General features: G+C 74.2%; 11 protein-coding genes. 3 read left to right on the top strand and 8 right to left on the bottom strand.

Annotated elements, in window-relative coordinates; all coding sequences use genetic code 11:
• Positions 1-224: 224 nt before the first annotated feature.
• Entirely contained in the window at positions 225-728 is a 504-nt protein-coding gene (locus ACJ6WD_RS37330) for a cupin domain-containing protein (RefSeq protein ID WP_376446995.1), read from the bottom strand.
• Between the two features lie 58 nt (positions 729-786).
• Positions 787-1,017, bottom strand: a complete 231-nt coding sequence (locus tag ACJ6WD_RS37335; protein ID WP_016576591.1) for a hypothetical protein — start codon at positions 1,015-1,017, stop codon at positions 787-789.
• 160 nt (positions 1,018-1,177) lie between these two features.
• Between ACJ6WD_RS37335 and ACJ6WD_RS37340 the strand changes: the two genes are divergently transcribed.
• Positions 1,178-2,110, top strand: a complete 933-nt coding sequence (locus tag ACJ6WD_RS37340) for a DMT family transporter (RefSeq protein ID WP_407617473.1) — start codon at positions 1,178-1,180, stop codon at positions 2,108-2,110.
• Positions 2,111-2,371: 261 nt separating this feature from the next.
• Positions 2,372-3,229 carry an alpha/beta fold hydrolase gene (locus ACJ6WD_RS37345; RefSeq protein WP_407617474.1) on the top strand — a complete coding sequence of 286 codons (858 nt, stop codon included), beginning with the start codon at positions 2,372-2,374 and terminating at the stop codon, positions 3,227-3,229.
• Between the two features lie 58 nt (positions 3,230-3,287).
• On the opposite strand, the gene ACJ6WD_RS37350 is transcribed toward ACJ6WD_RS37345, so the two are convergent.
• The 5 genes from ACJ6WD_RS37350 to ACJ6WD_RS37370 all read right to left on the bottom strand — a co-directional run bounded on the left by ACJ6WD_RS37350 (position 3,288) and on the right by ACJ6WD_RS37370 (position 8,909).
• Entirely contained in the window at positions 3,288-4,310 is a 1,023-nt protein-coding gene (locus ACJ6WD_RS37350) for a TolB-like translocation protein (RefSeq protein WP_407617475.1), read from the bottom strand.
• A complete protein-coding gene (locus ACJ6WD_RS37355) occupies positions 4,307-5,659 on the bottom strand; it encodes an MFS transporter (protein WP_407617476.1) in 1,353 nt (450 codons plus the stop codon). Before ACJ6WD_RS37355 ends, ACJ6WD_RS37350 begins: the two co-directional genes overlap by 4 nt.
• A gap of 5 nt (positions 5,660-5,664) precedes the next feature.
• Positions 5,665-6,558 carry an alkaline phosphatase family protein gene (locus ACJ6WD_RS37360; RefSeq protein ID WP_016573628.1) on the bottom strand — a complete coding sequence of 298 codons (894 nt, stop codon included), beginning with the start codon at positions 6,556-6,558 and terminating at the stop codon, positions 5,665-5,667.
• A 130-nt stretch (positions 6,559-6,688) separates the two neighbouring features.
• Complete coding sequence (locus tag ACJ6WD_RS37365; protein WP_407617477.1) at positions 6,689-7,639, bottom strand: trypsin-like serine peptidase; 951 nt, start codon at positions 7,637-7,639, stop codon at positions 6,689-6,691.
• Between the two features lie 106 nt (positions 7,640-7,745).
• Positions 7,746-8,909, bottom strand: a complete 1,164-nt coding sequence (locus ACJ6WD_RS37370; protein ID WP_407617478.1) for a CaiB/BaiF CoA transferase family protein — start codon at positions 8,907-8,909, stop codon at positions 7,746-7,748.
• A 132-nt stretch (positions 8,910-9,041) separates the two neighbouring features.
• Here ACJ6WD_RS37370 and ACJ6WD_RS37375 point away from each other — a divergent pair, with 132 nt between their 5' ends.
• Positions 9,042-10,460: a tetratricopeptide repeat protein gene (locus ACJ6WD_RS37375; protein WP_376447002.1), complete on the top strand. Its 1,419-nt coding sequence runs from the start codon at positions 9,042-9,044 to the stop codon at positions 10,458-10,460.
• 10 nt (positions 10,461-10,470) lie between these two features.
• Here the strand turns inward: ACJ6WD_RS37375 and ACJ6WD_RS37380 are convergent, their stop codons facing one another.
• Positions 10,471-12,906: a SpoIIE family protein phosphatase gene (locus tag ACJ6WD_RS37380; protein WP_376558727.1), complete on the bottom strand. Its 2,436-nt coding sequence runs from the start codon at positions 12,904-12,906 to the stop codon at positions 10,471-10,473.
• Positions 12,907-12,950: the final 44 nt, after the last annotated feature.

Here is a 12,950-nt window from a genome sequence, read left to right on the forward strand (position 1 = left end):
CCGCACCCAACAGCCCCGCGCAGCGGACAACGCCCGCGCCGCAGGCGCAACGGCGAGACGACCCACGGCGGGAAAGCTGACAACGTGGGAAGCCAGCCAAGCGCAGCGGCAACGCGCCGCAGGCGCAAAAACAGCAACCCCCATGGCGGGACAGCCGACCACGCCCCGCGCCGCCAGGCGCAAACAGCAACCCCCACGGCGGGAAAGCCAAAAACGTGGGAAGCCTAAAGACTCGGCAGGTTGATCACGACTGGCTCCTGCGTGCTGCGTGCGATCACCACCACGGCCTCTTCGTCGGGGCTGGGGTTCTCCTCGCGGTGGGGTACGTAGGGCGGGACGAAGACGTAGTCGCCGGGGGCGGTGCGCAGGCGGACCTCTTCGCGGTGGCCGTCGGTGTCGTCGGCGAAGACGAATTCGGGGTGTCCCTGGACGACGTAGATGGCGGTCTCGGACTCCCCGTGGTGGTGGTTGGCGGACGCGGTCGCGGGTGCGACGTGGGTCTGGCCCATCCAGATGCGTTCCGAGCCGACGCGGTGGCCGCTGATGGCGGCGAACCGTTGCATGCCGCCGGTCTGTGCGGTGTCGCCGTCGAGTGCGTTGGCGCGGACGTGGTGCAGCCGGTCCCGGAGGGGTGCCGGGTCGTGTGCGGGGGTGGGCTCGGGGCCGGGGAGGTGGGGGTGGAAAGCGTCGCCGGGGGCCGGGTCGGCGGGCGGGTCGTGCGGCGTCATGGCGGTCCTTTCGACGGGCCCGGGCGGGTGGGGCCGGGGCCCGTGGGCCGGCCGGGCGTCAACCGATCGCCACATGCTCCCATCGCAGCACGGACCGCGGTTCCGGCCCCGCCTGGCCCTCCGCCACCACCGGCCACGGCATGAGCAGGGGCGAGAGCCGCCCCGGGGCGATGGTGCGCCGGGTCGAGCCGCCGGGGCCGGGGCCGGCGGCGGGTGCGGAGGTGCAGCCGGCCGCGGCGAGGGACGCGGCGGCCAGCGCGGTGGCGAGGAGGGGAGAGATGCGGCGCACGGTCTCACGGTGCGGGAGGCGCGCCCGGTGGCCAAGCGACGCGCCGGGACGTCACGCGGACGAACGACAGCGGCGGACCCTCCTGCACGTCCGTGCCGGGCGGCCCGGCCGGGCTGCGGTTAGCGTCGGGGGCGGGGTCGGCCGAGGGAGAGGTGGGCGCGTGACGGTGTGGGTGCCCGTCGTCTTCGCGGTGCTCGCGGCGGCGTGCAACGCTTTGTCAACGGTGCTTCAGCGCCGCGCGGCACGCACCGTGCCGGTCTCCGCCCGGCTCCGGCTCGGCCTCTTCGCCGACCTGTTGCATCGGGCGGCGTGGCTGGGCGGGATGTTGATGGTGTTGCCGGCCGCCTGTTTCCAGGCGTTGGCGCTGTCGTTGGGTGCGTTGTCGGTGGTGCAGCCGCTCTTCGTGCTGGAGCTGCCGTTGGCCCTGCTCATCGGCCGGGTGTTGCTCGGCGGGCCGGTGCCGGTGCGGATCTCGGGGCGTGGTTGGGCCGGGGTGGGTCTGCTGGTCGTGGGTTTGGGCATCGCGCTGGCGGCGGCCGCGCCCACCGTGGGCCGGGACCACGCCCCGTTGAGCCGCTGGGTGCCGGCCCTGGTCGTGTGCGTGTCGGTGATCGCGGTGACGGTCGGGGCGGGGTTGCGCCGCGGGGCCGGCAGTGTGCGCGCGGCCTGCTTCGGCGCGGCGACCGCGGTGGGGTACGCGCTCACCGCCGCGCTGCTCAAGGACGCCACGCACGCGTGGGAGCGCGGCGGTCCGGCGGAGTTCTTCGTGTCGTGGCAGACCTACGGTTTCGCGCTGATGGGTGTGCTGGCGTTGTTCATGATGGAGAACGCGATGCAGTCCGGTCCGTTGACCGCCTCCCAGCCGGTGCTCACCCTGGGGGACGCGCTGATCAGCCTGTCGCTGGGGGTGACGCTGTTCGACGAGCGGGTCCGCGTCGGCTGGTGGCTGGTGCCGGAGGCGCTGGGCGTCGGCCTGATCCTGTGGGGGGCGGTGTTGCTGTCCCAGGTGTCGCTCGCCCGTGACCTGGCGACCGGTCAGACGGGGGAGCGGTTGGACCGGCCGCCGCGGGGGCGGAGGCGGGGGCGCGGCTGAGCCTCGATTCACCGGTCTGTTCCTGAAGTGATCTTTTGAGGAGGCGGGTGACTCGGCGACGTCGGCGTCCGAGACGCGTTCTGCGGTTTCCGGGGTGGGCGCTGCGGTCGGGTACGTGATCTGCTGCCGGAGCGTGAAGGACGTACATCCTCGTAGGTCACAAGGCGCACTTTCACTTCCCCCGTCATCCACCGGCATCGGTCGTGGATCGAGGTTTAGCCTCACGGGAGTTGATGTTCCTCGGCTTCGGGAGGATGACCTATGGCAGCCGTGCACGTGACCGTGTGGGATGACCGCGATCGGGTGGGAGGAAGCCGGGCCCGGACAGCTTCTGGGGCCCCGGTGACCCCGGCGGACGCTGCTGCCCCGGCCCTCTTCGTCCACAACATCTTCACCTGGGGCAGCGACTCCATGTACGGGTTTGCGGGGCAGCGGCCGCTCGCGGACAGTAGGCGGCTGCTCCTGTTAGATCGTCGGGGATATGGCGACAGCCCGGACACCGCGCGCAGCGACTTCGACGTCGATGCCGAGGACGTCGTGGAGGTTCTCGGCGACGGGGCCTGCGGCGTGGGGCTCGGCGGCGCCCACCTCGTGGGGCACGGGAACGGCGCCGTCGCCGCGCTCATCGCCGCCGCGCGCCGACCCGACCTCGTCCGCTCCCTTGCCCTGATCCAGCCGTCCGCCTTCACCGCCGCCGCGCACCATCCAGTCGTCGCCGACCTCCTCGACCGGGTGCGCGACGGTGCCCCGGGCATCCCGGACGGCTTCACGCCGGAGCAGTATCTCCGTGCCTCCACCGAGGGGTTGGGGATGGTCATGCCCGAGCCCACGTCGCGCCGGCTCCGTGCCGTTGCCACCTCCATGAGGGAGCGGCCCGTCTGGGAGGCGGAGATCCCGCTGGAGGCGGTCCGGGGCGCCGCCCTGCCGGTTCTGGTGATCTGCGGAACCTGGGAGCACGCGCCGGCCGCCTACCGCGAGCACGTGGGGCTTCCCCTCATGGCCGTGGCCGAGTCCCTCACGGACTCCCTCGGGGGCCGTCTCCTGCGGGTGCCCGGCTACTACCCGCACACCCAGGAGTCCGCCGCCGTCAACGCCGCCCTGCGGGAGTTCTGGAGCTGATCCGGTTCGGCAGTCGGCTGCCGGTCCCGCGCGGCCCACGCCGGCCTGGCGGTCCGTCTCATCCGAGGTAGGCGGGGGCGACCGCGGACGTCATCATCCGCCGGGCGGTGCCCGAGCCGTCGGCCGGGACCGTCCACAGGTCCGAGCCGTAGTCGCCGGGGAGCGCGTAGACCAGGGTGGCGTTGCCGGACCAGAGCGCCTGGTCGTCGATGTTGCGGTGTTCGGCGGTGGCGGTCTCCTTCATGGTGGTGAGGTCCAGGACGTAGAGCCGCCAGGGGGCGTCGGGGGAGGCGCCGGGCACGCGCTTCTTGTACGCGATCCGGGCGCCGTCGGGGGAGAGCGAGGGGCACTCGACGTTGGCGTGCAGCGTGGTGAGGGTGCGGGTGGTGCGGTCGCCGCGGACGAGGTAGGTGCGGCCGCCGGTGGCGAGGGTCGCGTAGAAGCGGGTGTCGTCGGCGAAGGTGACGCCCCAGACGTTGATGTCGGAGGCGTGGTAGGGCCGGCCGTCCTTGCGGACGGCGTACTCCTCCAGGTTGTCGTCCAGCGCCCAGGTGCGGGTGTCGGCGATCGCGGTGCGGGTGGAGAAGGCGGTGCCGGCGTACGAGTCGCCGCTGACGAAGACCGTCCAGGCGACGGTCCGGCCGGAGGGGGAGACCCGGGCGCGGGTGGGGATGCCGGGGGCGGGGAAGCTGTGCCGCACCCGCAGGCGGGAGTCGAGGACCACCGCCCGGTAGCTGTCCTGGAGGGTGCCGCGTTCGGCTTGGAGGCAGATGCCGGTGCCGGCGGCGGCGTGGAAGCGCAGGCACTTCACGCCGGAGGCGGTGCGCGGCCCCTGCGGGTGGTCGGCCGGCACCGTGGCGATCTCGTCGCGGTGCGGGCCCCAGGCCAGGTTGCGCACCAGCAACTGCCGCTGTCCGTCGGGGGCGAGCCGGACGTCGCCGGTGCGGACCGCCGGGCCGTCGGCCTGCTGCCGGTCGCGGACGGCGGACCGGTCGGCGGCCCGCAGCACCGCGGCGGTGCCGACCGTGCCCAGCAGTACCACCGCGAACAGCAGCACGGCCAGGCGGGTCTTGCGGTTCATCGGGGTGCTCCCTCGGGGGTGGGGCGGTCACCTTCGGCGGTACCGCCGGGGCTTCGGTCCGGTGCGTCGGGGGTCCGCAGCAGTCGGGCGGCGCCGACCGCGGCGGCGGCGAGGGCGACGGCGGCGACCGCCAGTGCGGACCGTCCGTCCCACAGGCTCCAGGCCGCGCCGAACGCCAGTGAGCAGACGAACCGGGCCAGCGCCTGGCCGGTTCCCACCAGGGCCTGTCCGGCGCCCAGGTGTGCGGCGGGGACGGCGCTCGCGGTGGCGGCGGCCAGCACCCCGTCGGTGGCCGCGTAGAACGCGCCGTGCAGGACCAGCACGGCGACCACCGTGGCCGGTCCGTGCAGCGGGGCGAGGACCAGTGCGTACGCCAGGAGGAGCGCGGCGTGGCCGGCGAGGAAGAGCCGGCGGCGGCCGGCCCGGTCGGCGAGTGCGCCCAGCGGCACGGCGAGCAGCAGGAAGACCGCGGCGGTGCCCAGCGGCAGCAGCGGGAACAGTTCGGCGGGCACGCCCAGTTCGCGTTGGAGGAGGAGGTAGAGGAACGCGTCGCTGACGGTGGTGAGCCCCAGCAGTGCCGCGCACAGCGTCAGTCGGCGCAGTGCGGGGCGGCGGAGCAGCGCCAGCGAGTCGCGCAGTGCGGGGCGGGCGGGCGTCGGGGCGGTGGCGGCGGGCCGGGGTGTGCGGGGTTCGCCGCCGGGCCGGGCGGGGACGAAGAGCACCAGCACCAGTACGCCCAGCGCCGCCACGCACGCGCTCACCGTGAACACCGCGTCGTAGCCGTCGACCGCGATCCGCAGCACCGCGAACGCCGCCAGCGGCCCCAGCAGTGCGCCGGCGGTGTCCATCGCGCGGTGCACGCCGAACGCCCGGCCGCGGTGTTCGGGGCGGGTGGACAGCGAGATCATCGCGTCCCTGGGCGCGGTGCGCAGTCCCTTGCCGGCGCGGTCCACGGCCAGGACGGCGCTGATCGCCGGCAGTCCCTGGGCGACCAGCAACAGGGGCTTGCAGAGCGCGGACAGGCCGTAGCCGAGGCCGGCCATCACCTTGTGCCGGCGTCCGCCGCCGTCGGCGAGGTGGCCGCCGGCGAGCCGGACCAGTGCCCCCACCCCGTTGTTGATGCCGTCCAGCAGGCCGAAGCCGAGCGGCGACAGTCCGAGGGCGGTGACCACGTACAGCGGCAGCACCGCGGTGATCATCTCGGCGGAGACGTCGGTGATCAGGCTGACCGCGCCGAGGGCGAGCACCGTGCCGGGGACCGCGGGCCGCCGCCCCGGGCGGGTGGTGCCAGGGGCGGCGGCGGGACCGGGGGTGCCGGCGGTGCTGTTGCGGGAGTCCGCGAGGTACACGGGCCTCAGTTCCAGATGCCGGTGACGTCGGACGCGGCGGCGGCGTTGCCGGCGTGGGTGCTCAGACCGGCCAGGTCCTCCAGGGTGCGGAGCACGTTGTAGTGGTTGTAGGTGGTGCCGCTGGTGCTGCCGGGCGCGACGTGCGCGCCGTAGAACAGCGTCGGGATGCGGTTGCCGGAGAGGCGGTTGTCCTCGTCGAAGGTGACGACCAGCATGCTGTTGTGGGTCTTGGCCCACTCGGCGTAGCCGCTGAGCTTGTTCTTGACCCAGGTGTCGCCGGTGCCCACCGAGCAGTCGTGCATGTCGTTGCAGAGGTCCGGGATGACGAACGAGACCTTCGGCAGGGTGCTGTAGTCGGACGGGAACTGGGCCATGGTCTTGGCGGTGTTCGTCGGCACGTTGGAGAAGCCGAACCACGGGTTGTGCTTCTGCGCGTACTTCCCGCTGCTACAGGTCGTGGAGCCCTGGCTCGGCAGTCCCTCGTTGTAGCTCGCCCAGGTCTGGCCGGCGGCGATCAGCTCGGAGGCGAGGTTGGGGGCGGACATCGACCCGACCGGGACGCAACTGTCGTCCGTGCGGCCCTGGTTGGAGCCGGAGAACAGCATGTAGTAGTTCGGCTCGCTGGGGTGGGTGAGGCCGAACGACTGGGTGAGGTCGGCGCCGCCGGCCTTGAGGGAGTTCAGGTAGGGCGCGCTGGAACTGCCGACGACCTGGCTGTAGGCGTGGTTCTCCAGCATCACCACGACCACATGGTCGGGGGCGGGGAGTGCGGCGGCCTGCGCGCTGGCGGTGGCGCCGGACGCGGCCCACAGCCCGAGCGAGGCGGCGGCGAGGGCCGCCGCGCCGGCCACTGCGGTGAGGGAACGCCGGGTGCGCTTGCGCGCCGTGACTGCGGTCATGACTGTCCTCCGGACGGGAGTGACGGGCGTAGGGGGTGGGGGAGCGCGGCAACCCTAGAAGCACCCGGCCGGACCCGGCCGACCACCGGGTGAAGAACAAACGAACGAATGCCCTACGCCCGACCGTGCGTCAGGCCGGGGTGCGGGGTGCCGCCGGGGTGTCGCCCCGTACGGCGTGCAGGTACAGCAGCGCGATGTCGACGGTGAAGTACGAGCTGTAGGAGACGTCCGGGGTGTCCCCGCCGGTGTGGTAGCCGCCGATCACGCCGATCAGGGCGTAGCCGGCGAAGTCCCGTACCAGGAAGGGCCCGCCGGAGGTGCCGCCGATGTAGCCGGCGCAGGGGATCTCCAGGAAGTCGCCCGGGGCGGCCGGGTCGGTGCTGGTGTAGCGGTGGGTGGCCGAGGAGCAGTCCAGCGGCTGCGGGTAGCGGGCGTCGCTGCTGCCGGGGTAGCCGATGAGCCGGACGTCGCGGTGGTCGTACCCGGGGTAGGGGAGCAGGTCGAAGCCGCCGGTGACCTGTTGGACCCGGGCGCCGTCCTCGCGCGGCCCGACCCGGACCACCGCGTAGTCCCAGCGGGCGCCGCCGTCCGTGCCCAGGTCGTAGTAGCGCTGGTCGAGGTAGATCCGCTCGACGGGGTAGATGCCGTGCGGCTTCTGGCCGTCGTGGTACTGCGGCACGAACGACAGGTACTTCTTCGGGTCGGCGGAGCGCAGGCAGTGCCCGGCGGTGACCACGAGGTCGCGGTGCGGGCTGCGGATCACCGTCCCGCCGCAGAACCGGCCGGTGTTGCTGCCGTCGGTCCAGAAGAAGGTGCCCACCTGCGGCAGTCCCGCGAAGGGGTGGCTGGGCGGTACCGGCGCGGCGGCCGGCCGGGCCGGTGCGGTGCCCTTCGCCGCCACGGGCTCGGCGGCCTCCATGCGCCCCGCGGTCCAGTACGCGTCGACGGAGGAGGCCGGATCGCCGGGGGCGGCGGCGTGCGCGGGCGGTGCGGGCAGCGCGAGCAGAGCCAGGACGAGCACCAGCAGGGCGGCGAGCGGCGCGGGAACGGAGCGGTCGCGGGCGGCGAGGGGTCTGCCCATGGACGGATTCCTTTCGAAGGAGGGCGGCCCGGCCGTCCGACTCCCGCCGCCGGCCGGGTCCGCGTCGACATCGTCGTACGCCACCGGGCCGCTGGCCAGAGGGGCGTCACCGGTTGCCGGGCGTTTGCCCTGACGTGTCGTCGAGTTCCGCCAGAATGCGCTCGCGGTCCTCGTCCAGGGCCGGGATCCGGTCCATCCGGGGCTCCCGGCCGGGGACGGTGACCGGCGGCAGCAGCGCGTGCAGCGGGCCGACCGGGGAGTCCACGGTGCGCCAGCGGTCCCGGGCGGCGAGCTGGGGGTGTTCGGTGAACCCCGTGACGTCCCGCAGCCGGGCGTGGGCGATCCGGGCGTCGGCCAGCCGCCGCTCGACCTCGCGCGCCGACAGCCGCCCGAACCGTTCCTCGATCCGTTCCCGCAGTGCCGCCCGGTGGGCGACCCGGGCGGAGTTCGTCTCGAACCGCGGATCGGTCGCCAGCTCCGGGAGTTGCAGCACCTGCGCGCAGAACGCCGCCCACTCCCGTTCGTTCTGCACGCCGAGGAAGACCTGTGCGCCGTCCGCCGCGCGGTACGGCCCGTACGGGGCGATCGCGGCGTGTTCGGCGCCGGAGCGGGGCGGGGTGGTGCCGCCGTAGCGGGTGAAGTAGGCGGGGTAGCCCATCCATTCGCCGAGCGCCTCCAGCATCGACACCTCGAAGGCGCCGCCCCGGCCGGTGCGCTCGCGTTCGTAGAGGGCGGTCAGGATCCCGCTGTAGGCGTACATCCCGGCGGCGATGTCGGCCACCGGCAGCCCGATCTTGGCCGGTTCGTGCTCCGTGCCGGTCAGCGACATCGCCCCGGTCTCGCACTGCACCAGCAGGTCGTACGCCTTGGCGTGCGCGTACGGGCCGCCGGTGCCGTAGCCGGAGATGCCGCACACGACCAGCCGCGGGTGCGCCGCCAGCAGCGCCGCCGCGTCCAGGCCCAACCGCTCGGCGGCGCCCGGTGCGAGGTTCTGCACGAAGACGTCGGCGCGGGCGAGCAGCCGCCGCAGCACCGCGGCGTCCTCGGGGCGCTTCACGTCGAGCGCGATCGACTCCTTGTTGCGGTTGAGCCAGACGAAGTGGCTGGACATCCCGCGCACCGTCTCGTCGTACCCGCGGGCGAAGTCGCCCGTCCCGGGGCGTTCCACCTTGATGACCCGGGCGCCGAGGTCGGCGAGTTGGCGGGTGGCGAAGGGCGCGGCGACCGCCTGTTCGAGCGCGACGATGGTGATGCCGTCCAGAGGGAGCATGAGGGGACCTTTCCTGCGGAGACGGGGCGGAGCCGGGCGAGGGGGGTACCTATCTGCCCGTGGATCCGGACCGATGGATCCACGGATCCGACGGGATCCGGCGGCACCCCCACTCACCCCGCAGGAGCCACCATGACAGTCGACCGGCACGGGCACGCCCTGACCGACACCGGTCCCGACGCCCTCGACCTCTACGAACGGGCCCTGGACGACCTGCTGTTCTTCCGTCCCCGCATCGAGGAGAGGGCGCGGGCGCTGCTGACCGCCGCGCCCCGCGCGCCGATGGCGCACGCCCTCGCCGGCTATCTGGGCGTGCTGGGCACCGAGGAGAAGGGCGCGGCGGCCGCCCGCGACGCCTTCACCGCCTTCCGTGCCACCCTCGACGTCGACCGCACCACCGCGCGCGAGCGGATGCACCTGGCCGCGGCGGGCGCCTGGTTGGACGGCGACTACGGCACCGCCGGCCGGATCCTCGGCGAGATCGCCGTCGCCCACCCCCGCGACCTGCTGGCCCTCTTCGCCGGCCACCACCACGACTTCCTCACCGGCGACGCGCTGCGGCTGCGCGACCGGGTCGGCGGGGCGCTGGACGCCTGGGACGAGGACGATCCGCACTACGGCCCGCTGCTCGGCATGTACGCCTTCGGCCTGGAGGAGAACGGCCACTACGAGCACGCCGAACAGACCGGCCTGGCCGCCCTGGCGCGGCATCCGCGGGACGTCTGGGGCATCCACGCGGTGGCGCACACCTACGAGATGCGCGGCCGGTTCACCGACGGCGCGCGCTTCCTGGACGCCCGCACCGACGCCTGGTCGGACGGCACCCTGCTCACCGTCCACAACTGGTGGCACCACGCCCTGTTCGTCCTGGAAGCCGGCGACACCCGCCGGGTCCTGGACATCTACGACGCCGCGGTGCACCACGCCGACTCCGCGGACGTGGCGATGGAACTCATCGACGCCGCCGCCCTGTTGTGGCGCCTGTACCTCGACGGGGACGACCAGGGCGACCGCTGGGCCGCGGTCGCCGACGCCTGGGAGCGCCGCGACGACGGCCCGCACTACGCCTTCAACGACGCCCACGCGGTGATGGCGTACGTCGGCGCGGGGCGTCCGGACCGGGCCGAGCGCCTCGTCCGGGACCGCGAGCGCTGGCTGGCCGGGGTCCCCGCCGGCCCGTCGCCCACCAACCGCGCGATGACCGCCGACGTCGGCCTGCCCGTCTGCCGGGCGCTGCTCGCCTACGGCCGTGGGGACTTCGCCGGCGCCACCGACCTGCTGCTGCCGGTCCGTCACCGGCTGCACGTCTTCGGCGGCAGCCACGCCCAGCGCGACGCGGTCCAGCGCACCCTGGTCGAGGCCGCGCTCCGGGCCGGCCGCCACGACCTGGCCGCCACCCTGCTGAGCGAACGCAGTCGGCTGCGGCCGGTCTGCCCCTACAACTGGTCGGCCAAGGCCCGCCTGGCGGAGCGGTTGGGGGCACCGGAGCGGGCGGCGGCGGCACGGGAACGGGCGGCGGCGCAGGCGGCCGGCGGCGTGCCGGCCGGGTGAGCCGGGCCGGTCAGGTCAGCAGCTGCTCCGCCCAGATCACCTTGCCGTCGGTGGTGTAGCGGGTGCCCCACCGGTGGGTGAACTGGGAGATGAGGAACAGCCCGCGCCCGCCCTCGTCGGTGGTCCGCGGATGCCGCAGGTACGGGGAGGTGCTGGAGCCGTCGCACACCTCGCAGATCAGCGTGTGCTCCAGGATCAGCCGCAGCCGGATCGGCCCCGACCCGTACCGGATCGCGTTGGTGACCAGTTCGCTGACCACCAGCTCGGTGGTGAACGTCAGCGCGGGCAGGTCCCATTCGGTCAGCTGCCGCGCGGCCATCTCCCGGGCCCGGCCCACCAGGGCCGGGTCGGCGGTCAGCTCCCAGGAGGCGAACCGGTCCGGGGCGAGGCCGCGGGTCCGGGCCAGCAGCAGCGTGACGTCGTCGTGCCGCCGGCGCGGCACCAGGGCGCCGAGGACCGCTTCGCCGAGCGCGTCGAGGGAGTCGTCCGGGGCGGCGAGGGCGTGCAGCAGCCGGTCCTTGGCCGGTTCGCCGGCGCCGGGGTCCGCGCCGGCCAGCAGCCCGTCGGTGTAGAGGGCCAGCACGCTGTCCTCCTTGACGGTCACCTCGACGGCCTCGAACGGCAGGCCGCTGACGCCCAGTTGGGGGCCGACCGGCAGTTCGGCGAACGCGGCGGTGCCGTCGGGGGCGACGATGACCGGCGGCGGGTGGCCGGCGCTGGCCATGGTGAAGCAGCGGCCGACCGGGTCGTAGACCGCGTAGAGGCAACTGGTGCCCACCGCGCCGGCGTCCGCGCCCTGGCCGCCCTCCTCCGACACCCGGCTGACGAGGTCGTCGAGGCGGGCGAGGAGTTCCTCCGGCCGCAGGTCGAGGGCGGCGAGGGTCTGCACCGCGGTGCGCAGCCGCCCCATCGTGGCGATCGCGCCGATGCCGTGCCCGCGGACCTCGCCCACCACCAGCGCCAGCCGCGCCCCGGACAGCGGGATCACGTCGTACCAGTCGCCGCCCACCCCGGCCAGCTCGTCCGCGGGCCGGTAGGAGGTGGCCAGGGTCAGCGCGCTGTGCTCCACGACGCCCTGCGGCAGCAGACTGCGCTGGAGGGTGAGGGCCGCGGCGCGTTCGCGGGTGTAGCGGCGGGCGTTGTCCAGGCAGACCGCGGCCCGGGCCACGAACTCCTCGGCCAGCCGCAGGTCGTCGGGGCTGAACGGTTCGCTGCGGGCCCGCCGGAAGAAGCTGGTGACGCCCATCGTCGTGCCGCGCGCCCGGATCGGCACCACCATCGCGGTGTGCAGGCCCTGTTCCCGCAGCAGCCGGCGCCGGCCGCCGGGGATGTCGGCGGCCCACTCCGGGCCCTGCGGGTCCAGCCACTCCACCCGCCACGACTTGCCGTCGACCAGGGCCCGGATGGGCGGGGACCAGGAGTGGTACGAGGCCAGGTCCCCGACCTCGACGACCGCTTCGGGGACGCCCGGTCGGGCCGACTGCTGGCCGCCGCGGCGCAGGGCGACCCGGTCGGTGTCGCCGGGCGGTCCGGTGAGCGGGTCGCCGCCCCGGATCACCGAGTCGAGCAGGTCCACGGTGACGAAGTCGGCGAGGTCGGGCACCGCGACGTCGGCGAGTTCCTGGGCGGTGCGCAGCACGTCGAGGGACTGGCCGATGGCGGTGCCGGCCCGGTCCAGCAGGGTCAGCCGCTGCCGGTTGCGGTACCGCTCGGTGATGTCGAGGACGGTGTAACACACGCCGATGGGGCGGCCGTTGACGCCGTCGAGGCGGACGAACGACATCGCGTGGGCGCGTTCGTAGCGCGGTTCGGACTGCGGGCGCCCGATGTGTTCGTAGCCCAGGACCGGCTCGCCGCTCTCCAGGACGCGCTGCATCTGGGCCTCCAGCGCCTCCGCGTCGAGGCCCGGCTGGACCTCGGCCAGCCGCCGCCCGATCCGTTCCTGCGCGGAGCCGCCGCCGAACCGTTCCAGGGCGAGGTTCGACCACACGAACCGCAGGTCGGTGTCGACCACGGCCATCCCGACCGGCGTCTGCATCAGGAGCTTCTCCAGCACCGCCCGGCTGATCTCCCAGCCGGGGAACGACGACGCCTCGGCGGACACCACCAGCCAGTGCGGGGTGCCGTCGCCGTCGGTCACCCGGGCCAGCTGCACCGTGACGTCGACCAGGGAGCCGTCCTTGCGCCGGGCGGTGAGCGTGCCGCTCCAGCCGCCGTGCGCCCGGCACTCGGTGGCGAGCTCGGACAGCCGGGCGGCGTCGTCCGGGGCGAGCAGGGACGCCGCGGCCCGACCCACCACGTCCGCGGCCGCGTGGCCGAAGAGCCGCTCGGCGCCGTCCGGCCAGCTCTCCACGCGTCCGCGGGCGTCGCACAGCACCAGGGCGGCGTCGGCGATGTCCAGCGGCGCCTGCCGCCCGTCGTGGCCGTGCTCCTCGAAGTCCACCATCAGAGCCGTTCCGTCTCTGCCGGATGACCGGGCGAATGCGTTAT

Source organism: Streptomyces sp. VTCC 41912, assembly GCF_045799175.1.
GTDB lineage: Bacteria > Actinomycetota > Actinomycetes > Streptomycetales > Streptomycetaceae > Streptomyces > Streptomyces albulus_C.

Excerpts from the sequence above, each read along its gene's own strand:
- ACJ6WD_RS37330 (WP_376446995.1), bottom strand. The coding sequence starts at position 728 with ATGACGCCGCACGACCCGCCCGCCGACCCGGCCCCCGGCGACGCTTTC.
- ACJ6WD_RS37345 (WP_407617474.1), top strand. The coding sequence starts at position 2,372 with ATGGCAGCCGTGCACGTGACCGTGTGGGATGACCGCGATCGGGTGGGA.
- ACJ6WD_RS37350 (WP_407617475.1), bottom strand. The coding sequence starts at position 4,310 with ATGAACCGCAAGACCCGCCTGGCCGTGCTGCTGTTCGCGGTGGTACTG.
- ACJ6WD_RS37360 (WP_016573628.1), bottom strand. The coding sequence starts at position 6,558 with ATGACCGCAGTCACGGCGCGCAAGCGCACCCGGCGTTCCCTCACCGCA.
- ACJ6WD_RS37365 (WP_407617477.1), bottom strand. The coding sequence starts at position 7,639 with ATGGGCAGACCCCTCGCCGCCCGCGACCGCTCCGTTCCCGCGCCGCTC.
- ACJ6WD_RS37370 (WP_407617478.1), bottom strand. The coding sequence starts at position 8,909 with ATGCTCCCTCTGGACGGCATCACCATCGTCGCGCTCGAACAGGCGGTC.
- ACJ6WD_RS37375 (WP_376447002.1), top strand. The coding sequence starts at position 9,042 with ATGACAGTCGACCGGCACGGGCACGCCCTGACCGACACCGGTCCCGAC.
- ACJ6WD_RS37380 (WP_376558727.1), bottom strand. The coding sequence starts at position 12,906 with ATGGTGGACTTCGAGGAGCACGGCCACGACGGGCGGCAGGCGCCGCTG.